The 24,615-nt window shown below is 40.1% G+C and carries 16 protein-coding genes; 13 read left to right on the top strand and 3 right to left on the bottom strand.

Annotation, left to right across the window (positions count from 1 at the left end; translation table 11 throughout):
• Positions 1–4: 4 nt before the first annotated feature.
• The 3 genes from BUC12_RS13100 to BUC12_RS13090 all read left to right on the top strand — a co-directional run bounded on the left by BUC12_RS13100 (position 5) and on the right by BUC12_RS13090 (position 5,837).
• A complete protein-coding gene (locus BUC12_RS13100) occupies positions 5–805 on the top strand; it encodes an NUDIX hydrolase (RefSeq protein ID WP_062182230.1) in 801 nt (266 codons plus the stop codon).
• A 199-nt stretch (positions 806–1,004) separates the two neighbouring features.
• A complete protein-coding gene (locus BUC12_RS13095) occupies positions 1,005–2,546 on the top strand; it encodes a M20/M25/M40 family metallo-hydrolase (protein WP_062182227.1) in 1,542 nt (513 codons plus the stop codon).
• A 168-nt stretch (positions 2,547–2,714) separates the two neighbouring features.
• A complete protein-coding gene (locus tag BUC12_RS13090) occupies positions 2,715–5,837 on the top strand; it encodes a beta-galactosidase, LacZ type (RefSeq protein WP_062182224.1) in 3,123 nt (1,040 codons plus the stop codon).
• Between the two features lie 61 nt (positions 5,838–5,898).
• Here BUC12_RS13090 and BUC12_RS13085 read toward each other — a convergent pair whose 3' ends face one another.
• Together BUC12_RS13085 and purN are read right to left on the bottom strand one after the other, a co-directional pair.
• Entirely contained in the window at positions 5,899–6,879 is a 981-nt protein-coding gene (locus BUC12_RS13085; RefSeq protein ID WP_062182221.1) for a hypothetical protein, read from the bottom strand.
• Positions 6,880–6,977: 98 nt separating this feature from the next.
• The gene (gene purN, locus BUC12_RS13080; RefSeq protein WP_062182219.1) at positions 6,978–7,541 is read right to left on the bottom strand and encodes a phosphoribosylglycinamide formyltransferase; all 564 of its coding nucleotides are present in this window, start codon (positions 7,539–7,541) and stop codon (positions 6,978–6,980) included.
• Positions 7,542–7,696: 155 nt separating this feature from the next.
• Between purN and BUC12_RS13075 the strand changes: the two genes are divergently transcribed.
• Genes BUC12_RS13075 through rnc form a run of 3 tightly spaced genes read left to right on the top strand, consistent with a single transcriptional unit; the run spans position 7,697 to position 10,054 of the window.
• Positions 7,697–7,933, top strand: a complete 237-nt coding sequence (locus BUC12_RS13075; RefSeq protein WP_062182216.1) for an acyl carrier protein — start codon at positions 7,697–7,699, stop codon at positions 7,931–7,933.
• A 24-nt stretch (positions 7,934–7,957) separates the two neighbouring features.
• Entirely contained in the window at positions 7,958–9,220 is a 1,263-nt protein-coding gene (fabF, locus tag BUC12_RS13070; protein ID WP_062182213.1) for a beta-ketoacyl-ACP synthase II, read from the top strand.
• A 3-nt stretch (positions 9,221–9,223) separates the two neighbouring features.
• Complete coding sequence (rnc, locus tag BUC12_RS13065) at positions 9,224–10,054, top strand: ribonuclease III (RefSeq protein ID WP_062182210.1); 831 nt, start codon at positions 9,224–9,226, stop codon at positions 10,052–10,054.
• Positions 10,055–10,058: 4 nt separating this feature from the next.
• Here rnc and BUC12_RS13060 read toward each other — a convergent pair whose 3' ends face one another.
• Positions 10,059–10,469, bottom strand: a complete 411-nt coding sequence (locus BUC12_RS13060) for a GNAT family N-acetyltransferase (RefSeq protein WP_062182207.1) — start codon at positions 10,467–10,469, stop codon at positions 10,059–10,061.
• 83 nt (positions 10,470–10,552) lie between these two features.
• Between BUC12_RS13060 and BUC12_RS13055 the strand changes: the two genes are divergently transcribed.
• The 7 genes from BUC12_RS13055 to dnaE all read left to right on the top strand — a co-directional run bounded on the left by BUC12_RS13055 (position 10,553) and on the right by dnaE (position 24,567).
• A complete protein-coding gene (locus BUC12_RS13055) occupies positions 10,553–12,706 on the top strand; it encodes a S9 family peptidase (RefSeq protein ID WP_062182369.1) in 2,154 nt (717 codons plus the stop codon).
• 313 nt (positions 12,707–13,019) lie between these two features.
• Entirely contained in the window at positions 13,020–14,147 is a 1,128-nt protein-coding gene (locus BUC12_RS13050) for an NUDIX hydrolase (RefSeq protein WP_062182204.1), read from the top strand.
• A 318-nt stretch (positions 14,148–14,465) separates the two neighbouring features.
• Positions 14,466–17,246: a TonB-dependent receptor gene (locus tag BUC12_RS13045; RefSeq protein ID WP_062182201.1), complete on the top strand. Its 2,781-nt coding sequence runs from the start codon at positions 14,466–14,468 to the stop codon at positions 17,244–17,246.
• 89 nt (positions 17,247–17,335) lie between these two features.
• A complete protein-coding gene (gene ggt / locus BUC12_RS13040; RefSeq protein ID WP_062182198.1) occupies positions 17,336–19,009 on the top strand; it encodes a gamma-glutamyltransferase in 1,674 nt (557 codons plus the stop codon).
• Positions 19,010–19,132: 123 nt separating this feature from the next.
• A complete protein-coding gene (locus BUC12_RS13035) occupies positions 19,133–19,753 on the top strand; it encodes an HAD family hydrolase (RefSeq protein WP_062182195.1) in 621 nt (206 codons plus the stop codon).
• A gap of 11 nt (positions 19,754–19,764) precedes the next feature.
• Positions 19,765–20,715, top strand: a complete 951-nt coding sequence (ribF, locus tag BUC12_RS13030) for a riboflavin biosynthesis protein RibF (protein WP_062182193.1) — start codon at positions 19,765–19,767, stop codon at positions 20,713–20,715.
• Positions 20,716–20,829: 114 nt separating this feature from the next.
• On the top strand, positions 20,830–24,567 hold the full coding sequence (gene dnaE / locus BUC12_RS13025) for a DNA polymerase III subunit alpha (protein ID WP_062182190.1): 3,738 nt from the start codon (positions 20,830–20,832) through the stop codon (positions 24,565–24,567).
• The last annotated feature ends 48 nt before the right edge of the window (positions 24,568–24,615 follow it).

Raw genomic sequence — 24,615 nt, 5'->3', positions numbered from 1 at the left:
TCAAATGCCTACTGATAAACATACTAGCAAAAAATCGTATGCAGGTTCTAAAGTTCTGCAAATCGATGGCGATTCTCTCCAGCAAGGAGTGTCTGTTGACTGTGTAATATTTGGATTTCATGATGGTAATATGAAAGTTTTACTAAACAAATTTTCATATTATACCCAATGGATGCTACCGGGTGGATTCGTCGGAAAAGAAGAAAGTATAGATACTGCTGCCGACAGGGTACTGAAAAACAGGACAGGTCTAGAAAATGTATATTTGAAGCAATTCCATACATTCGGAGATTGGAAGAGGACTAAACTACCGGAGAACGAGGAGATGCTTATTCTGCGTGGCTTCGAAAACCCGAAAGACAGGGAAAAACATTGGCTGATGCAACGGTTTGTCAGCATTGGTTACTATGCACTGGTCGAATACTCGAAAGTCAAAATAGAAACAAATGAAGACGAGGAAATTGCATGGTTCGATCTTAAAGATATCCCCGAACTATACTCAGATCACAACGAAATCTTAGAAAAAGCATTGTATACACTACGTATACGCCTTTCTATATCTCCTATCGGCTATGAACTTTTACCCGAGAAATTTACAATGACAGAAATGCGCATTATTTTCGAGACAATACTACAGAAGAAACTCGACAGGCGTAATTTTCAGCGAAAAATGCTGGCTGCCGGACTTGTATATAAATTGGATGAAGTAAGTAAGAAATTTGGAGTAAAAGATTCGGCTCTATTTTCTTTTGATAAGGAAAAATACGAAAAGGCATTAACCGACGGTTTTCTTATCCTTGAATAAACCTATAGCAACCCTGCATTACAATTTGCGATAACCCCCTTTAATACACATATTCACAACAATATCAGTTACATCATAAAACATTTCTTATTTCATATTTGTTTTAACAAAAAATAATTAACCGGGCAGAAAATGCGGATATCTCATATTCAGAGATACCAGAATAACCGGTAAAATACATTCGAAAAAGAAAAACAGTATGAATATAAAAAAGATAGCTATGGTTATAGCTGCATTATTGGTGATCTTTATCGCAATTCTAGTAATCAGGACTTTGACTTATCCTTTCCTTAAAACAGATACTGTCCAAGAGGGACAAACTCCTGAAACTCCATTAACAGAAAAATCAATCAAGCGGTTTGCCGAAGGAATACGTATCCCTACTGTCAGCACAGAGGTCTATGAGGACACATACTTCAAACCTTTTGATGATTTCAAAGTATACCTGCCTAAAGCATATCCCGAAATATACAAAGCAATGGATACTATTACAGTCAATAAATACGGGCTGGTCTTCCATTGGAAAGGAAAAAACAGCGATTTGAAACCAATATTATTCCTTTCGCATTACGATGTAGTTCCAGTTATCGGTTATAATCCCGAAACAGAAACTGCAAGTGATACCATATTTCGTCCCGGAGATGCAGTTATCCCTCCTGCCGACACTATACAATCAAAATGGGACTATTCGCCATTTTCCGGAGCAGTAGCCGACGGGCGTATTTACGGACGGGGTACACTTGATATGAAATGTATGCTATTCTCACTATTTGAAGCAGCAGATACACTTATCGCACAAGGGTTTCAACCCGAACGAGATATCTGGTTTGCATTCGGACATGACGAAGAGGTCGGAGGCCGCCAGGGAGCTATCCAAATCGCCGAATATTTTAAACAGCAAGATCTGACATTCGACGCCGTTTATGACGAAGGAGGAATTATTGCCGCACCAGGATCTGCGTTAGAATCTATACAAAAGCCACTGGGATTGGTCGGTATCGGTGAAAAAGGATTTCTCACTCTTCGGATAAAAGTCCACGGAATAGGAGGACACGCATCTATGCCCCCTGCCAAAAGTTCGCTGGTATATGCTGCCGAGATAATAGAAAAATTAAATAACAACCAGATGCCTTCTAAAATTATATCTCCTATTGCCTCATTCCTTGACAATATCGGAGGCGAAATGAATTTTGCATCACAGGTAGCTATTGCCAATCAATGGGCTCTGAAACCACTATTGATCAGCACATTCAGTAAAAGTCCTTCTTCAAATGCACTGATTCGCACAACCACAGCTATCAGTATGGCAAAAGGTAGCGATGCTGCAAATGTATTGACTTCGGTTTCAGAAGTAACTGTTAACTTCCGGATTCTTCCGGGCGAAACAGTGGATGATGTAAAAAAACATGTTGACAAACTCTGTGAGGGTTATAATGTAGAAATTGAAACTATTTCAGCCCGTGAACCTTCTGCTATTTCATCGTTGGATACAAGAGGTTTCGAAATTATCAAAAAGACGATGGCCGAATTATATCCCAAAGCCATTGTATCGTCATATATTACTATCGGCGGAACCGATGCATACAAGTACCAATCGGTAAGTGATAATATCTATCGTTTCATGCCGCTCAACTTAAGCCTATCAGAACAACGATCGATTCATAATGAAAACGAACATATCACTCTCGACAATTTTGCAAAGATGATATGGTACTTCAAAGAACTGATGACTAAATATTGATTACCAAAATATAAAAATGGGAAAGACAGCTCACAAAAGAGCTGTCTTTTTATATTATTGCCCGGAATCTATTCGTTTTAGAATGATTTGTATTCACATCCTTATACAGAAGTTCTTATCTTTGTGTAGAGTACAATAATTATTTAACTTTCATAACGACCTGCTACCATGATAAAAACTCTGTATCTGTCCATATTCTTGACAGCAAACCTACTCCTGTCAGCACAACAACCGGCTCCGAATTGGGAAAACCCCGAGATATTTGCTGTGAATAAAGAAGCAACCCGGGCAACCTCTCTACCATATGCAACAGAAGAACAAGCAATCGAAGACAATTATACATCTTCGCCATACTATAAATCATTAGATGGCATATGGAAATTCTTCTGGGCACCGAAACCCGCAGATATCCCCGACGGATTTTATAAAGAAAATTTCGATATCAGCCAATGGGGCAATATGCCTGTCCCCGGAAATTGGGAATTCAACGGATACGGGATCCCAATGTACGTAAATATTGGTTTTGGATTTCCCAAAAATCCACCCTTCATTGACCGGGAGGATGCGCCTGTAGGAGTATACCGCCATACATTTGACATTCCCGAAAATTGGGATGGACGGCGTGTTTTCCTTCACTTCGAAGGAGGAACTAATGCAATGTATGTATGGGTAAACGGACAGGAAGTCGGTTACACCGAGAATTCTAAAAGCCCTGCCGAGTTTGATATAACACCTTATATCCGGAAAGGAAGAAATACACTTGCTTGTGAAGTACATAAGTTTAGCGACGGATCATATCTCGAAGATCAGGACATGTGGAGATTAGGAGGAATCAACCGGAGTGTATACCTATATAGTACAGACGAAACCCGCATATTAGATTTTTTCGCCCATCCCGATCTGGACAAAAATTATAAAAACGGCTTATTCAGCATTGATCTGTCATTGAAAAATTATTCCGACAATGTAAAAACACAAAAAGTGGAAGTCGCAATTTTAGACAAATCGGAAAAAAGGGTATTATCAAAATCTCACCTAATCGCCATACCTGCCGGAGATATAGCGCAAATAAGCTTATCCGGATCAATATCTTCGCCCCTCAAATGGACTGCAGAAACCCCGAATCTATACACACTTCTGATCACTTTAAAAGATGGAAACGATAAAATTATAGAAAGCACTTCAACCAAAATCGGATTCCGGAAAATAGAAATAAAAGACGGCCAAGTATTCATCAATGGTAAAAAGATATATTTCAAAGGGGTAAACCTGCATGAGTTCAATACCAATACCGGTCAGGTTGTGACCCGGGTAGAAATGATACGAAACCTACAGCTAATGAAAGAGCTTAACATAAATGCCGTGCGTACCTCCCACTATCCGCAGCAACCCCTTTGGTACAAATTATGTGACCAATACGGTATCTACCTCGTAGATGAAACCAATCTGGAATCTCACGGATTAGGCTACGGACCAGACAATGTCGCAAATAATCCCCAATGGCACGGAACACATCTGGACCGTATACAAAGACTGGTCGAAAGAGATAAAAACCACCCATCTGTCATATTCTGGTCATTGGGTAATGAGGCAAGTAACGGCACAGCCTTTTTCGATATGTATGACTGGGCAAAAGCTCGCGACAATAGCCGTCCTGTGCAGTACGAACAGCCATTCAATTACCGCAATACATCCAATAGCGCACGTAATACCGATATCCTTGCTCCTATGTACCCTTCATGGAATTCGATGGTAGAAGATGCAAAGAAAAATCTGGGACGCCCGTATATTATGTGCGAATATGCTCACGCCATGGGAAACAGTATGGGTAACTTTCAGGATTACTGGGATCTTATGCGAAGCAGCAAGAATATGCAGGGAGGTTTTATATGGGAATGGTACAATCATGGATACAAAACAAAAGACGAACAAGGCCGTGAGTATTTTGCCTATGGTGGAGACCTGAAAGGTTATAATAAAATGAATGATGGAAATTTCTGTATGGACGGAGTAATCGCTCCCGATCAGACTTACCTGCCACACACCCATATCGTAAAAAAAGTATATCAGAATATCCTGTTTAAAGCGAAAGATTTGAATAACGGAGTGATAACTATTATCAACGACTTCAAATTCACGGATCTCACCTCCAAAAACTATTCATACAAATGGGTATTATTAAAAAATGGAGAGAAGGTAGCCGAACAGAATTTCGAAGCAAACGTTTCTGCAGATAGTCAAAAAGAAGTGAAACTAAACTTACCTAAACTTTCTTTCGATACAGGTGTGGAATATTTTCTACAGGTATTCGCTTATAATAAAGAAAAGACCGATTTTCTTCCTGCCGGATTCGAAGTAGCCAAAGAAGAATTTGCTTTCAAAGACAATAATTATTTCACTCAAAAGAGCTATTCAGGCTTATTAACAGTAGAAAAACCTGACGGAAAGATCATAATCAAATCAGGAACACTCACCTACGAGTTTTCAACTAAAGACAATAAAGCTCTCATAAATATGACTGACAACGGAAACCGTATTTTTAACGAACTTCCGCGCCTCAATTTCTGGAGAGCACCTACCGATAATGATTTCGGAGACGGATCACAATACAAACTGCGCCTATGGGATGCAGCAGGATATAATGTGACATATACATACAAAGGCATACTGAAAACGAGTGAAGGAGCTTCTTTATCATATCTTGCAAAATTGCAGGGAATAGAAGCACAGGTAGAACTCACGTACATAGTGAGTGAAAACGGAAACCTGACCATCAATGCGCGTTACAAAGCCCTCTCGGATGATCTGCCGGAGATGATGCGATTCGGTATGTTGATGACCCTTCCTAAAAACATGGACGAATTTACCTGGTACGGCCGAGGACCTTGGGAAAACTATGTAGACCGCCATTACGATACCTTTATGGGCATCTGGTCCGGAAAAGTAGAAGAACAGGCATACCCATATTTCCGTCCGCAGGAAACAGGTAACAAAACCGATGTCCGTTGGTTAACCCTACAAAATAACGAAAAGAAGGGTATTCGTATCGATGGTTTACAGCCTCTTTCGGTAAGTGCAACCAATAACAAGCCCGAAGATTTAGACCCGGGTATGACCAAGAAACAACAACACGCATCCGACGTTTTACCCCGAAACGAAGTCGTATTATGTATCGACTTGTTTCAACGGGGAGTTGCCGGTTTAAACTCATGGGGAGCTACACCTCTCGATCAATACCGGTTCAAAGCAAAAGAATATTCTTACAGTTACACTATCAGTGTGATAAAATAGAAAAGCAAAAGCCCACAGAGATATTAGTTCTGTGGGCTTTTTAATATTTTATCTAATTCTATTATTGCTTCAACTTGTCCAATTCTTGTTGAAGTCTTTCAATATTTTTGTTCTGAGTCTTCATCGCTTTATCTTGTTCAATAATATATAGTGTAAGTTCTTCTATTTTCTTTAATAACTTGATTTGGAATTCATTTACACTCAAACCATCTTCCTGCATTTCTTTTTCGGATGGAATTTCGGGCAGATGTTTATTCTCACTTACAAATTCTTCTATGGCAGATAATGGTTTCAGATCATAATCCTTATCGAAAACATAATCGGCTCCGGCATTAATTTCTACTTTTACCTCTTTGGCTCTGATAGTTCCGGCAACATCCAGCTTTTCTTTAGGAGTTGAAGTACCAATACCCACATTACCATTTGTAATATAGTGGTCTCCGGTTCCGGCTACTCTAATATGGTTATCAAGGGTTGTAGGTATTGTAAAATCCGGAATATCAATTGGTGTAGGGGTTTCATGTATTTTAATCTGATTCAATGTAGTAACATCATTTACTCTAGCCCGTAAATAAGTTAATCTAACTTTGTATGTACTATGATATTTGACATCTACATAAACAGGGATTGCTCTGTTTTTCTGATTATTATAACTAGTAGATAAATCGTAAGGTTCTCCTAAAGTAACTTTGGCATAATGATACATTCCTTGTGAATCAATCAATTTCACCACTGGATCACCCTGTGCTCCTTGACTATAACCTATTTCCACAGTATACTTCTCATATCCCGTTCCATAATGACTATTAAATAATTCAACAATCAATATTCCTGTAGATTGCCAATGGTATGAGTTATAACCAATAGTAGCAACTTCAAAACGCCGTGCCTGCGCCTGATTTGCAGAAATAGCATAAAGAACAGAGGTTTTTATTCCATTCTGATCAGTATGGATCTGTCCAGATAAAGAAACACAAGCAAATAACAATAAAAAGGAGAATAATACTCTATAAGTTTTTGATGAGTCTGGAAAATTTTTCATTTTTCAAGTGTGTTAATAATTAAGGTTAAATGAATTGACCGCAAATATAGACATTCGCTCCAAATAAAAAAGAGCAATTGGTTTGCTCTTCTATAAATTTATTTGAGAATAGACTCTATGATTTTCGGGAAATGCTCGTATTCGAGTTTATGCACTTTATCAGCAACATCTTCGTATGTATCTCCGGGAAGGACATCGCATTTAGCCTGAAAGATAATACCTCCCTCGTCATAATTCTCATTTATATAATGGATAGTGATACCCGATTCTTTTTCTCCGGCTTCAATCACAGCTTTATGTACATTATCGCCATACATACCTTTTCCTCCAAACTTCGGTAAAAGCGCAGGGTGTATATTTACAATCTTATCAGGGTAAGCTTCTATGAGATTTTGGGGAACTTTCAGTAAAAATCCGGCTAAAACAATAAAATCTATTTGGCGCAATTTCAGATATTGGAGAACTTTGTCACCCTCTGAGAAATCATTTTTCGAAAAAGTAATAGATTCCACACCCAACTTTTTTGCTCTCTCGTGTACATAAGCATCAGGTTTATTTGAGATTATAGTATCAATTGCACAAATACCTCTCTCTTTGAAATACAGAACAATATTCTCGGCATTAGAACCAGATCCGGATGCAAAAATAGCGACACGCAGCATAATCGGGAATTATAATTTTGCACACAAAAACATAAAATGTGCAGTTTTAACGAATTTTCTAGGCAAAATATTTGTATCGTATTAGTAAAATACGTTTACTTTGCATCGACAAAAATAGAAATAAAATTTATATTAATAATTAAAATCAAAAAGTTATGTCTGACGTAGCATCAAGAGTTAAAGCTATTATCGTTGATAAATTAGGTGTTGAAGAAACAGAAGTTACTAATACTGCAAGTTTCACTAACGACCTAGGTGCTGACTCGCTTGACACTGTAGAACTTATCATGGAATTCGAAAAAGAATTCGGTATTTCTATTCCTGATGACCAAGCTGAAAAAATTTCAACTGTAGGAGACGCTGTTTCTTATATTGAAGCTAACGCAAAATAATCTTTTTTCCACTAATAACAAATTATGGAATTAAAAAGAGTAGTAGTAACGGGTCTGGGTGCAGTAACTCCGATTGGTAATGATGTGAAAACATCATGGCAAAATGCCATCGACGGAGTTAGTGGAGCCGGCCCCATTACTCAATTCGACGCATCAAAGTTCAAAACCCAATTTGCTTGTGAAGTAAAAGATTTCGATCCTGGTAAATACTTCGACCGTAAAGAACTTCGCAAAGCAGACAGATATACCCAACTTGCAGTTGCTGCATCAGAAGAATCGATTGCCGATGCCGGTCTTGATTTCGAAAAAGTAAATCAGGATAGAGTCGGTGTTATTGTTTCTGCGGGAATCGGCGGTATTAAAACATTCGAAGAAGAAGTAGCAAACTACTTTACTCATATCGAATTAGGCCCTAAATTCAATCCGTTCTTCATCCCTAAGATGATATCGGATATAGCATCAGGCCTTATTTCAATGAGACATGGCCTTCGCGGGCCAAACTTCGGAACAGTATCAGCATGTGCTTCATCTACCCACAGCGCTATTTCGGCATTTGACATTATCCGTTTAGGAAAAGCAGATGTAATGATAGCTGGTGGTGCAGAAGCAGCGATAGCCATATCCGGTGTTGGCGGATTCAATGCCCTTACGGCTTTGTCTACCCGTAACGACTCTCCGGAGACAGCTTCACGCCCTTTCAGCGCAAGCCGCGACGGATTTGTGATGGGAGAAGGTGCTGCCTGTTTAGTACTTGAGGAGCTTGAACATGCCTTAGCTCGTGGAGCTAAAATATATGCAGAAATAGTAGGTGGCGGAATGTCTGCCGATGCTTATCACCTTACAGCATCTCACCCTGAAGGCTTAGGTGCTAAACTGGTAATGAGAAATGCACTCCAAGACGCAAATATGGATCCAAGTGAAATTGATTATATCAATGTACACGGAACATCAACACCTGTAGGAGACCCTTCGGAAATCAAAGCAATCAAGGAGGTATTTGGCGATCATGCATATAATATGAATATAAGTTCAACCAAATCAATGACAGGTCACTTGTTAGGTGCTGCCGGCGCAGTTGAAGCTATATTTTCTACACTCGCCGTTCAGAACGACATCGTTCCTCCAACTATCAACTTTACAGAAGGAGACGAAGACCCTGAAATCGATTACAAATTGAATCTTACATTCAATAAAGCTCAGAAACGAGAAGTTAGAGCCGCACTTTCAAATACATTTGGATTTGGTGGTCATAACGCATGTGTAATTGTGAAGAAGTTTAAGAAGTAAGAAGTGCTTAAGAAACTATACCGAACTGTAAGGCTTTTTCCTCAAAAACGGAAAGAGCCTTATATTTCTTTCTACAAAATACTTAATTTCTATCCGTATAATATAACATTGTACGAGCAAGCCCTATTGCATAAATCTTCCTCTATAAAAATGAAGGACGGACGCTGGATAAACAACGAACGCCTCGAATTTTTAGGGGATGCGATACTCGATGCCATCGTTGCTGATATCGTATTCAAAGAGTTTGAGTACAAGAAAGAAGGCTTTCTTACCAATATGCGATCCAAAATAGTTCAGCGGGAAACACTGAATAAGCTGGCCTTGGATCTTGGACTGGACCGTCTTATAAAATCCTCGGCAAAAACAGCAAACCATAAAACCCACATGTACGGAAATGCCCTCGAAGCTCTGATCGGGGCAATATATCTGGATCAGGGATACCGCGTGGCAAAACGCTTTGTACACGAGAGGCTTATACAGGCATATCTGAATATAGAATCTGTAGCACAACAGGAAGTCAATTTCAAATCGAGACTAATAGAATGGGGTCAAAAACACAAAATTCCGGTAGAGTTCAGATTAATAGAGTCGTTTGTCGACGACAATAACAACCCGGTTTTTGTTACAACCATCTATATCTACGATATCGAATGCGGAACAGGTAAAGGTTTTTCGAAAAAAGAATCGCAACAGAAAGCGGCGGAAGCAACCTATCAAAAAGTCAATTTCGATAAAGATTTCATGAAAGAAATCCTTATTCTCAAAGAAAAAGAATTACAGCTAAGAGAAGATAATCAGGAAGAAAACATAACCGACTCCGAAGCTAAAGAATAAAAGGTCAGAAAGAACATTTTTCTAAAACCACATACTTAAAGCCATTTTTCTCGAATACCTGATCGGTTTCGGTAAAACCAAACTTTTTGTAAAAATCAATTTTCTCAACACGGGCATTACACCATACTCTGGGAAATTGAAGATCCTTTGTATAATCCAATATCCAGCGTACCAACTGAGATCCATACCCTCTATTTTGGAATTCAACCAGTGTAGCTAATTTACGAAACTGCAACTCCTTCGTTTCCAAATTCAGGAAAAGAGAAACAATACTTACCGGCTTATCGTCTTTATAGTATCCAATATGTAACCCTTTTTTGTCATCGGGAAGAATAACTGAATCTTTGGGTTTATCGGGATACATTACCTTATGTCTTATTTCCAGAACCTGATCGTATGGGACTTCATTTATCATTACAATATAGCTTTTTATGAGAACGAAGATAAGATTCTACTGCGAAAGAATGTATATTTGTATTGTAGAAAATCATGAAAAGTATGAAAAAAGCTTGTTTTTTGCTTCTTGCACTTATGATAGCGACTTGTTCTTTCGCCCAATCGCTAAACCTGAAAGATATTACATCGGGAGCATATCGCCCCATGAATGTACCAGCGACAGTTTCGTCGGCTGATGGTGAATTTTATTATCAGCCTAATAACGAGCGGACACAAATAGTCAAATATTCATATAAAACAGGCCAACCGGTTGCCACAGTTTTTGATGTCGCTACGGCCCGCGACTGTAATATATCCAACTTCGAAGGTTACCTGATAAGCCCCGACGAAAACCGCTTACTTGTATACACTGGCAGTGAGCCTATATACAGGCGTTCTTTCAAAGCCGACTATTATTACTTCGACATACGCCGCAACTTGGTCAGAAAACTGACAGAAAACAAAGGAAAACAACAATCGCCTGTTTTTTCTCGTGACGGACGGATGTTAGCTTACGTTTTAGACAATAATATATGGCTGGCCAAATTCGATTACAACACCGAATCGCAAATAACGAAAGACGGATCATTCGGGAAAATCATCAACGGAGCCACAGACTGGGCATACGAAGAAGAATTTTCTATTACAGAACTAATGGACTTCTCGCCCGACAATCAGCTACTGGCCTTTGTAAAATTCGACGAAACGCAAGTCCCGGAATTCTCATTTCAGTATTTCAAAAGACAACTTTATCCGACCCTCACCTCCTTCAAATATCCAAAAGCAGGCGAGGCTAACTCAAAGGTCGGATGTAATATATTTGATATAGAATCAAAAACAATACGCGAGATTAAGTTTCCGGCAAATACATCATTTGAATATATTCCCCGGATAGTTTTCGCACCCAACTCGCAACTGGCAGTAATGACCCTGAACAGGGAACAGAACGATTTCAACCTCTATTTTGCAGACCCACGTTCGCTTATAAGTAAACTCGCATTAAAGGAGCAAAACGACAGATACATTAATTACGACTTCTTGCACTCTATCCATTTCATAGGTGATCAGTTTACATATATCAGTGAGAAAAGCGGATACAGCCATATCTATTTATATTCGATGGCCGGTGTGGAACAAAAACAGCTAACTTCCGGCAACTACGATGTGACTGAGATACTTGCTTGTGACCCTGTGTCAAAAACAGTATTCTATCAGGCAGCAGAAGACAGCCCGCTACAAAGATCAATATACAAAGTAGATATCACAAAAGATACCAAAAGCAAGCTTACTCCTAAAGCCGGATATAATACTGCAAAATTCAGTTCTAATGGCAAGTATTTTATAAACAACTGGTCTGATGCCTCAACCCCTAATTTAGTAACACTAAACGATGCGTCAGGAAAAGAGTTACGAATATTGGAAGACAACAAAGCCCTGCAAAGCAAGGTAGCCTCTTCCGGAATCCCAAAGAAAGAATTCATCACTGTAAAAGGAGCAGATGGAACAGATATGAATGCTTGGATTATGAAGCCGGCTAACTTCAGCCCATCGCAAAAATATCCATTACTTATGGTTCAATATAGTGGGCCCGACTCACAGGAAGTATTAGACCGCTTTAATATAGACTGGGTACATTATCTCGTCAATCAGGGGTATATAGTTGCTTCTGTGGATGGAAGGGGAACAGGTGCCCGTGGACAGGAGTTCCGCAAATGCACATACATGAACCTCGGGATCAAAGAATCGGACGACCAGATAGCCGCTGCTAAATATTTCGGAACGTTATCATACATCGATCCTGCCAATATCTCAATATGGGGCTGGAGTTATGGAGGGTATACTGTACTGATGAGCCTCAGCCGCAGCAAAGGTGTCTTTAAATCAGGAATTGCAATTGCTCCCGTTACCGACTGGCGTTATTACGACTCGGTTTATAGCGAAAGATATATGCGTACTCCTCAGCAAAACCCTACAGGTTACGGACACGGATCTCCAATAGATCTGGCATCCAGCCTATCTGGCAAATTGCTACTCATACATGGAACGGCTGATGATAATGTTCACTTCCAGAATACCATAGATTATACTTCCGCTTTAATCAAAGCTGATAAACAGTTTGACTTATTTATTTTCCCCGATCTCAATCACTCTATTTTAGGAGAAAACAACAGGGCTTATTTATATCAAAAAGTTATCAATTTCCTCACCAACCAGTAAAAAATCTTATTTTACCATAAATACCTAACAATAAGGCAGAGAACCCAGACGGGTTCTCTATTTTTAATCCCTTCTCTATTGGCAAAAAGAAATATTTTCCAAATATGGCTTGTTATATTGTACTCTATAGCTGAATAATAACTTTAATATATTACTTTTAAATCTCTTTTATATAAACAAAAGGTAAAATCAGTTGTTTATATAAAACCAAAAGTTGACAACGCTAAGACTAAAAAAAGAAAAATTGACATTTAGGCATGTCACAAAATGGTTATTTTTGCTATAACATGGCCTAGGAATATTTCAAACATATATGATAACAAAAGGCATAAAAAAGTATCTGATCAACCCCTCTTTAGGATTGATTACTGGAATACTTTACATTATCCTGTTTTGGACAACTAATAATGTCCTTTACTCGCTTAGCATATCTATAGTATTTTCGATACTTATAGATATAGCGTTAAGACTATACACAAAGGCAAGTGTTTGCGGGCTTATTTTTCTATTCAATTCTATTGCATTAGGTATAACACTGATAGTCAAATTATTGTCTGACTTGCAAGATTTTCCGCCGGTATTTTACCTTGTGCTTTACTTTGTTACGTTTACAACAATACTCTTTATAAGCCGATTATCCAAAACATATATCAGCCTCTATTTAGGGAAGAAAAAAAGTATTGTACAAAAAACATTTTTAAGCGAAATATTTGAAATAGCCAGATTAACCCAATATACAATAACACTCTACCTTTTTGCAATACTGATCTTTTCATTCTTAAAGCCTCAAAAATATTTGTGGGAAGCCAGCTTAACCATATACTGTATTATACCCATAGCCATACTCGTGACTATTATAATCTATGAAGAAGTAAAAACCCGGAGTATAATCAAGCAACTAAGAAAAGAAGAATGGCTGCCGATCGTAAATGAATCAGGCGAGGTAACAGGACGGATAGCGCGTTCGGTTTCATCGAAAATGAAAAACAGGTTTATGCATCCGGTTGTCAGAGTAGCATTGATCCATAACGGAGAAATATATCTCCAGAAAAGATCAGACTCTGCCCCTCTTGATCCGGGAACCTACGACCATCCTTTCGAAAAGTATATGCTATTCAATCACGAGATTAATATAGCTGTCCGCAACAGTATATCGAGACTATTGAATATGCAGGAATTACCGTTCAATTTTCTTATCAAATATGTTTTTGAGAACGAAAACACCAAACGGTTAATATTTTTATTTGTGGCACGTATCGAGACCGAAAGCCAATTAAAAAGCATAAGCCTCCTTAATGGTAAATTCTGGACAACCAAACAAATTGAAGAAAGCTTTGCCGATGACAAAATATTCTCGGAATGTTTTCAGCTAGAATACGAATATCTGAAGAATGTAGTAATCCAGGCCGAACTTGCGAAAAAAGAAACAGTAAAACAATAAACAAATAGCTATTCCAATATAAAAGCCCCTGCCTTAATGTAGAAAGGCAGGGGTTCTTTTTTTCTCAAAGAAATATACCTAATCTATGGTATTTTCATACTTATTAACACTACATACCTTTGTCTCAATAAAATTATTGAAACAACGCAGCTATGGAGCTTACAAGATTAGACAAAAAGAGAAGAAACGAACGCATTTTAGGAGTAAGTCTCCATCTCAGTTTTTTAAAAATAAAAACGCAATCGGTTTTCATGCGATGTTGTTGATTTATCAGTTTTCAGTAACAATAAAATTCAACATCAAATAAAAAACCGACAAATGAAAAAAATAATATACTCAGTATTCGCACTTTTAGCAATAGGATCATCTACACTTTTCGCACAGAAAACAATCTCAATAAAAGGAAATATTCATGACCACGAAACTCCTCTGGCCGGAGCAATAGTCAGAGTAGAGGGTACTAACATCAATACAGTAACCGACGAAAACGGAAACTATGAGATAAATACTGCTCCCGGAACATACACTCTGGCTGCAAGCTATCTTGGCTATTATCAAAAAACAGCGAACGTAAGGCTTGAAGAGAATCAAGACGGAAAACAAGATTTTGAGTTATCATCCAAAGAGCTGGGTGAGGTTGTGGTATTAGGCTCACGCGGTGGCGGACGCTCACGTCTCGAAACTCCGGTTCCTGTAGATGTTATCGACGGACAAACTTTGAAAGACGTTCCTCAGGTTTCACTTACACAAATACTCAATTATGTAGTTCCTTCTTTCAATTCAAACACACAGGTTATCAGTGACGGAACCGATCATATCGATCCTGCCACATTAAGAGGGTTAGGACCCGATCAGGTACTCGTATTAATCAACGGGAAACGGCGCCATACCACTTCCCTTATCAATATAAACGGAACAGTGGGTAAAGGATCGGTAGGAGCCGACCTGAATGCAATTCCAACTTCAGCTATTAAACGTATAGAAGTTCTTCGCGACGGAGCAGCAGCACAATACGGATCTGATGCCATTGCCGGAGTTATCAATATTATCCTTGAAGATTCGACCGACCAGCTAAAATTCAATGCTTCAACAGGTGCTAATATATCCAGAAATTCGGAAGGGGATATTGACGGGGAAAGAGTAGATGTAGATGCCAATTACGGAATCAAACTCGGAGATAAAGGAGGTTTCCTTAACCTGGCCGGGGTGTATAATTACCGTAAACCAACCAACCGCCAGAAAGAATTTACAGGAACAATATTTACCGACTATAACAGACCCGACCTTTATCCTAATCCTACCGGAGCGGATATCACAGACGAAGAATTAGCACGTAGAGGTGAAACCAGAGCCGACTATGTTTCGCGTATCGGACAATCGGAAAGCAGAGGGGGCGCATTATTCTTCAACAGTGTAATACCGGTGAAGAATGAAACCGAATTTTATGCTTTCGGTGGATTAAACTATCGTCAGGGAGAATCTACGGCATTCAGACGTCAGCCGGCTCAGCTTACCCAAAACATTTCTGAAATATATCCCGATGGATATTTACCTTTAATCGTAACCAACAACTACGACAAGTCACTTGCGACAGGTATAAGAGGGAAAGTATCGGGATGGAATGTCGATTTTTCAAACACCTATGGCAACAACAAGATAGATTTTACAACCGAAAACAGCTTGAATGCATCATTAGGAAAAAGTTCTCCTACCAGTTTCGATGCCGGAGGATACAGCTTTACTCAAAATACAACCAACTTAGATATAGACCGTAATTTTGCAGATGCCTTATCGGGTGTAAATGTGGCTTTCGGATTAGAACACAGATATGAAAATTACATTATCCGTCAAGGAGAGGAATCGTCTTACCGCGATTACGGAAAAGCTACACAGATAGGAACTGATGCCGATGGCAATCCTATATACGTATCGGATATCAATGGATCGGTTCAGACACTGTTCGCCGAAAATGGTTCTGCATATGCAGGCGGAGCACAGGCATTCCCCGGATTCAGACCCGAAAATGCAGTCGATGCACGCCGTTCTTCTTTTGCTGCATACGGCGATGTGGAAGTAAACTTTACTCCTCAATGGTTAGTAGCCGGAGCTTTGCGTTTCGAAAACTATTCGGACTTCGGTTCTACATTAAATTGGAAACTCTCTACCCGTTACAAGTTTAATGATATACTTTCGGTTCGGGCAGCAGCCAATACAGGATTCAGGGCTCCATCTCTTCATCAACGTTACTTTAGTGCAACATCCAGCGTATGGACTGACGGGGTAATTGTACAATCAGGAACATTCACTAACGATAGCCGTGCAGCCAAATTACTGGGTATACCTAAACTGAAAGAAGAAAAATCATTCAGCGTGAGCGGAGGCCTTACAGCCAACTTCGGAAAGTTCAAAGCTACTGTCGATGGTTACTTTATCCGCATCGATGACCGCATTATCTATACAGGACAATTCACAGGAAGCAATGCGGCTGAAGCATCTGCCCAAGACAAAGAAATATATCAACTACTGTATCAGGTAGGAGCATCATCAGCCCGTTTCTTTGCCAATGCAATTGATACTGAAACTAAAGGAATTGATGCAGTACTGACATATCAAGATCAGTTAGGAAAAGGAAATCTGAGAATAGACCTTTCCGGAACATTCTCAAAAACAAATGTTGTAGGAGATGTACACTCGTCAACCATACTAGCCGGAAAAGAAAACTCTTATCTGGACAGGGCCAGCCGGATTTATATAGAATCTGCTACTCCGAGAGTGAAGGTAAACCTTTCTTTGAACTATAGCCTCGACAAATGGTCATTCCTGCTTCGCAATGTCTACTTCGGATCAACCGATGCAGCCACCAACATAGAAGCAGATGCCCAGACATACGATCCGAGAATAATAACAGACCTTGTTGTAGGATATGATTTCAATAAAAACCTGAAACTAAGTGTAGGCTCCAACAACGTTTTCGATATTTATCCTGATAAGAACAATGCAGGGAATAGAGGTGCAGGATACTTTATCTACTCGCGTACAGGCCAGCAATTCGGATTTAACGGACGCTATGTTTTTGCCAGAATTGGTTTGACCATATAATCTATGATAAATTAAACTGAACAACCGCCGGATTATTTTATCATAATCCGGTGGTTTTCTTTTACCGACAAACAAAATTTGAGACTAAAATGAAGATCAAAATACTCTCTCTGCTTTTATTAATAAGTATTTTACTGCCTTCTCAAAACATTACTGCAACATATCCGAATGGAGCGGTTGTTACAGCACATCCTTTGGCATCGGAAGTCGGCATAGAAATATTAAAAGAAGGAGGTAACGCTATAGATGCCGCCGTAGCAGTACAATTTGCGTTGTCTGTAGTGTATCCCAATGCAGGAAATATCGGGGGTGGAGGATTTATGGTTTACCGCTCGGCAAAGGGAGAGACGGCTGCTTTAGATTACCGCGAAACCGCTCCTGAAAAAGCCCATCATGATATGTATCTCGATGAAAACGGAAATGCAATTACAGACAAGAGTTTATACGGAGGTCTTGCCGCCGGAGTACCAGGCACTGTTGCCGGAATGGTGGAAGCCCATAAAAAATATGGAAAATTAGCTTGGAGCAAATTACTTGAACCGGCGATCGAACTAGCCAGAAATGGGTTCCAGATAACAGATATGCAAGTCGACGAACTCAATCGAAACCAAGAATTCTTCATCAAATATAATCCTGACGGATGCGCCCTCATCAAAAATCAGGGCTGGAATAAAGGAGATACCCTGAAACAACCCGATTTGGCTAATACATTAAAACTGATAGCCGAAAAAGGATGTGACGGCTTCTATAGAGGAGAGGTTGCAGACAAAATAGTTGCCGAAATGCAACGGAGCAATGGAATCATCACCCACTCCGATTTAGAAAAATACAAAGCTGTATGGCGAAATCCGGTAACAGCCGATTATAAAAACTATAAAGTTATATCAATGCCACCCCCTTCGAGCGGAGGGATAGCACTGATTACATTACTGAAAGCTATAGAAAAATATCCAGTCAGCAAATGGGGATTTCAGGAAGACTCGACAATACAACTTATCGTTGAAGCAGAGCGCCGGGTATATGCCGACAGAGCTGAATATCTGGGTGATCCTGATTTTTTTAAAGTTCCTCAAGAAGAACTTCTCGAAGCTAATTACATCGTAAGGCGGATGTCCGATATCGATTTCACCAAGGCAACTCCCAGCTTCGAAATCAAACCGATCGGATTCATGCCATACGAAAGTGATCAAACCACTCATTACTCTATAATCGACAAAGACCGTAATGCTGTTTCCATTACTACAACCCTCAACGGATCATACGGATCGAAAGTTGTAGTCGGAGGAGCCGGATTTCTTCTGAATAACGAAATGGACGATTTCTCCGTAAAGCCCGGAATCCCTAATATGTACGGTTTGGTCGGCAATGAAGCCAACTCAATTCTTGCAGGAAAACGTATGCTCAGCTCGATGACGCCTACTATTCTCGAAAAAGAAGGTTCTCTATACATGGTTGTCGGAACTCCTGGAGGATCAACAATTATTACATCTGTTTTTCAGGCAATTATCAATAATATCGAGCATGGTCTCAGTGCGCAGGAATCAGTATCAGCGCCACGTTTCCATCATCAATGGCTACCTGATGAAATACAAGTCGAAGACGGAGCAATATCGGAAAGTACCCGAAAGTATCTCGAGACAAAAGGGTATAAGATCACTTCCAGAAAACCATTCGGAAGAATTGAATCTGTAATCGTTAAACCCGACAATACACTCGAAGGAGGAGCAGACCCGAGAGGAGATGATACAGTGGCAGGCTATTAAAAAAGAACAGGAGGTAAAATTTGGCAGTTTTATCTCCTGTTTCTTTTAGAAAAAAAAGCCACTGCTCCGATTTCACTAATTAATGCTTACCTTCGTACCATCTATCAAACAATTATAAACATTATGGGAAATTTGACAGGTATCAAAAATTTACTTTTCGATTTTGGCGGGGTTATCGTCGATATAAATAAAGAAGGAGCAATAAAACGCTTCAAAGAAATAGGAGTCGACAACATAGAAGAATATCTGGGCGAGTTCCGTCAGAAAGGGATATTTCTTGGTATTGAAGAAGGTACCATAACCAGACAAGAGTTTTATGACGAATTACGTAAAATGACAGGGAAAAATATTTCCGACAAAGATATAGATTCGGGATGGCTTGGCTTTTTGGGAGGTATACCCGAATACCGTTTCCAGTTACTCAGAGACTTACGTAAAGATTATAATCTGTATCTGTTAAGTAATACCAACCCGATAATAATGGAATGGGCACATTCGGATACATTTACAACAACAGGCGAAACCCTATCGGATTTTTTTGATGAGACATTTATGTCATATAAAATAGGACATACAAAACCATCGAAAGAATCATTCGAAGCTGTAATTGCTGCCGGAATCAATCCCGAAGAAACATTATTTCTCGATGATGGACAGTCAAATCTGGATGCAGCCGAAAAGTTCGGATTTAAAACATATCTGGTAGATCAAACTCAGGATTTAAGAAAAGTTTTCGAAAAATAAAGGAGGCATACATGCAGATTCTGGATGCTGAAAATAAGATAAATCACAAGCCGTTAGTAGCCACTATCGGCTTTTTCGACGGAGTCCATACCGGACACCAGTTCCTGATAGAACAGCTAAAAGCAGAAGCACTCAAAAGGAATTTGCCGTCGGCCATTATTACATTCCCGGTACATCCGCGCCGGGTGCTAAACTCCGATTACCAGCCAGCCTTACTATGTGGATTCGAAGAAAAGATCAGACGCATAGAAACTACCGGCGTTGATTACTGTAAAGTTCTCGACTTTACAAAAGAAATGTCTATGATGTCGGCACGGGACTTTATACAAAAAGTACTAAAGGCAGAACTTCAGGTAGACACACTCTTGATAGGTCATGACCATCGGTTCGGACACAATCGTGAAGACGGATTTGAAGAATATAAAGAATACGGAGCCAAAGTTGGGATGACAGTTATCCAAGCCGAAGAGCTGAGCCCGAGTGTCCACGTCAGTTCATCACGTATACGGCGCCTGTTAGGCGAAGGCGATATCGAAAAAGCCAACCAATTGTTGGGCTACAACTATACCATATCGGGGCAGATAATAGAAGGTTTCAAAGTCGGGCGTACCATAGGCTTCCCTACTGCTAATATCAAGATATGGGAAGACTTTAAGGTTGTTCCGGCATTCGGTGTATATGCGGTAGGAGTGCATATAGAAGACCGAAAATATGGAGGAATGCTCTATATAGGCAAACGCCCTACCCTGCATAATGGAGATAATATCAGTCTCGAGGTTAATATCTTCAACTTCAACGAAGATTTATACGGAAAATATCTTTCGGTAGAATTTGTAGAGTTTGTCCGTCCTGATGAAAAGTTCCCGGATCTGGAAACATTAAAAAAACATATTTACCAGGACAAAGTAAATGTGAAGAAGATATTGGATAAACGCAAGCACCAAAGCGATAGTGGCAGCTGATAGCAACAAAAAATTAGCCGCTTGTTGATAAACCGATCAAAACTTTCGATTATATATAAAGGTACTCTTTCTTCAAAAAAGAGTACCTTTATAGCATAAAAGATTAACTAACGTATGCAACCATATGTACATTTACATGTCCATTCGCAGTACTCTTTGCTGGATGGACAAGCAAGCATTTCGCGGATTGTGGACAAGGCTAAAAGCGACGGAATGAAAGCCATAGCCCTTACCGATCATGGGTCGATGTTTGGGATCAAAGAATTTTACAACTACGTAAAGAAAAAGAACGGGCCTGTTTTTGCCGCTATCAAAGAGATCAAAAAGGATTTGAAAGAAGCCGAAAGCAAAGGTGACCAAAAACAGATAGAGGAACTTACACAAAAACTAAAAGATGAAGAATCCCACTTGTTCAAGCCTATCTTAGGTTGTGAGTGCTATGTCGCACGCAGAAATCACAAGCTGAAAGAAGGTAAGCAAGATATGAGCGGATGGCATCTTGTTGTTCTTGCCAAGAACCTGACCGGATATAAGAATCTGATAAAACTGGTTTCTCAAAGCTGGACCGATGGCTTCTATATGCGTCCCCGTATCGATAAGGAATTATTGGAGAAACATCACGAAGGGCTGATAGTATCGTCTGCCTGTCTGGGAGGAGAAGTTCCGAAGAAAATTACCAATGGGGATATCGAAGCCGCGGAAGAAGCCGTTCTTTGGTTCAAAAACCTGTTTGGCGAAGATTATTACCTCGAACTTCAACGGCATAAAACATCACGCCCCGATTCAAACCTCGAAGCATATCCACTGCAGGAAAGAGTAAATAAAGAATTACTCCGGATCAGCGAAAAACTGGGAGTAAAAGTGATAGCAACCAACGACACCCATTTTGTAAACGAAGAGGATGCCGATGCGCACGACCGTCTGATATGTCTGAGCACAGGTAAAGACTTTGACGACCCGAAGCGGATGCGGTATACTAAACAGGAATGGCTGAAAACAACTGCCGAAATGAATCAGTTGTTCGGCGACGTTCCTCAAGCGTTAGCAAATACTTTGGAGATTGCAGACAAGGTAGAATTCTATTCTATTGATTCGGATGCATTGATGCCCTTCTTCGATATTGATCCTTCGTTTGGAACTGAAGAAGATTACAAAACAAAATATTCCGAGCAGGACTTAATTACCGAATTCGGAGAAAAAGAATACCATCGTTTAGGAGGATACGATAAAGTAATCCGTATCAAGCTCGAAGCCGATTATCTGGCACACCTTACCATGATAGGAGCAGAATCGCGCTATCCGAACATGAATGAGGAAACTAAAGAGCGGCTCGATTTCGAACTCAGTGTGATGAAAACAATGGGATTTCCCGGATATTTCCTCATAGTACAAGACTTTATAGCTGCCGCCCGTAAAATGGGAGTAGCCGTAGGACCCGGTCGTGGATCGGCAGCAGGATCGGCAGTTGCTTTCTGTCTGGGTATTACCGATATAGACCCGATTAAGTATGACTTACTTTTTGAGCGTTTCCTTAACCCCGACCGTATCTCGATGCCCGATATTGATATCGACTTCGACGACGACGGACGTGGCGAGGTATTACGCTGGGTAACCGACAAATACGGACAGGAGCGTGTAGCACACATTATTACATACGGTACAATGGCAACCAAATCGGCCATTAAAGACGTTGCCCGTGTACAAAAATTACCTCTATCCGAGTCGAACCGCTTGGCTAAACTCGTGCCGGATAAAATTCCGGATAAGAAAAAAGTCACACTTCGTGATGCTATCGAATATGTACCCGAACTGAAAGATGCAGCTAACAGTTACGACACAGTAATGCGTGATACGCTCAAATATGCCCAAATGCTTGAAGGTAATGTCCGTAATACGGGAGTACACGCCTGTGGTATAATTATCGGGCAAAGAGCTATTTCGGATGTAGTTCCCGTAAGTACAGCCGAAGATAAAGAAACCGGCGAAACAATGCTTGTAACGCAATACGAAGGTTCTGTTATCGAAGAAACCGGATTGATAAAGATGGACTTCTTAGGGCTGAAAACCCTATCTATTATAAAAGAAGCCATAGAAAACATTAAGCACACTACAGGAGAAGACATAGACATAAGCACCATATCGCTCGAAGACCCGAAAACCTACGAGCTTTATAGTCTGGGAAAAACAACCGGAACATTCCAGTTCGAGTCCGCCGGTATGCAAAAGTACCTGAAAGAACTACAACCCAGTAAGTTCGAAGACCTTATTGCGATGAATGCTCTGTACCGTCCGGGTCCTATGGACTATATACCATCATTTATCGCCCGTAAACACGGTCAGGAAGAGATCAGTTACGACATTCCTGTCATGGAACGGTATCTCAACGACACATACGGTATTACCGTATATCAGGAACAGGTGATGCTTCTGTCCCGTCTATTGGCCGATTTCACCCGTGGTCAATCAGACGAGTTGCGTAAAGCAATGGGGAAAAAGCTTATTGATAAGATGAATGCCCTGAAGGAGAAATTCCTTGCCGGAGGTAAGAAAAACGGTCATTCGGAAAAAACCCTCAATAAAATCTGGGCCGACTGGGAAAAATTCGCCTCTTATGCATTCAATAAGTCACATGCCACCTGTTACTCATGGGTAGCCTATCAGACAGCATGGCTAAAAGCGAATTATCCACCGGAATACATGGCCGCCGTACTCTCGCGAAATCTGTCGAACATTACAGAAATCACGAAATTCATGGACGAATGCAAGGCCATGGAAATGAATGTACTCGGACCCGATGTAAACGAATCATTTCTCAAATTCTCTGTCAACAAAGCAGGTGATATCCGTTTCGGGCTGGCTGCCATAAAAGGAGTAGGCGAAGGAGCTGTAAACAATATAATAGAAGAAAGAACCAAGAACGGCCCGTTCAAAAACATATTCGACTTTGTAGAACGTGTCAACCTTACCTCTTGCAATAAGAAGAATATAGAATCACTGGCACTAGCCGGAGCATTCGATAACTTCCCCGAAATGCACAGAGAACAGTTTTTCGTAATGAATGGCAAAAGCGAAACATTTATTGATCTCCTTATCAGGTACGGAAATAAATATCAGGTGGATAAAGCTCAGGCTACAAATTCTTTATTCGGGGGAGACGCTGCTGTAGAGATAGCACATCCCGAGATAATAAAAGCCGAACGATGGTCTGATCTGGAACGCCTCAACAAAGAGCGCGAACTGATAGGTATCTATCTGTCGGCTCACCCTCTCGATGAATTCGCCATTGCCCTAAAATACGGGTGTAATGTAGGTATGGCTGACATCGAAGACAAAGATGCCCTCAAAAACAAGGAGGTCACATTCGGGGGATTAGTCGCCGGAGTTCGTGAAGGGATTACCAAAACAGGTAAGCCTTACATGATCATCAAGATAGAAGACTTTACCGGTAGTGGCGAAATTCCGCTATTCGGCGATGACTATATCAATTTTGCAAAATACGGACGCCCGGGACTTTATGTATATGTAAAAGGACGGGTACAGGGAAGGCGTTTTAACGAAAACCAACTGGAGTTAAAGATCAATTCGATACAGTTGCTTCCGGATGTAAAAGACTCGATGATCGAGAAAATAACCATCACCTTACCTATTCACGAAATGAATGCAACGATGGTAGAAGAACTGTCGACACTCACCAAGAACAATCCCGGAAATTCACTGTTATATTTTGAAGTAGTAGACGGCGAGAAAAACATGAAAATCGAGCTTTTCGCCAGAGGTATTAAGATCAATATAAGAAAGGAGTTAATAGACTATTTGGAGCAAAACGACAATGTCCTGTTCAGGATTAATTGATATTTTACAGATAAAGATACTTTAGTTATCTTTGTATTATAGTAGAGA

It is taken from the genome of Indolivaga macrotermitis (genome assembly GCF_900128985.1).
Lineage (GTDB): Bacteria > Bacteroidota > Bacteroidia > Bacteroidales > Dysgonomonadaceae > Dysgonomonas_A > Dysgonomonas_A macrotermitis.
Note: the sequence above shows the minus strand (reverse complement) of the source record. Positions and strands in the feature narration are given on the sequence as shown.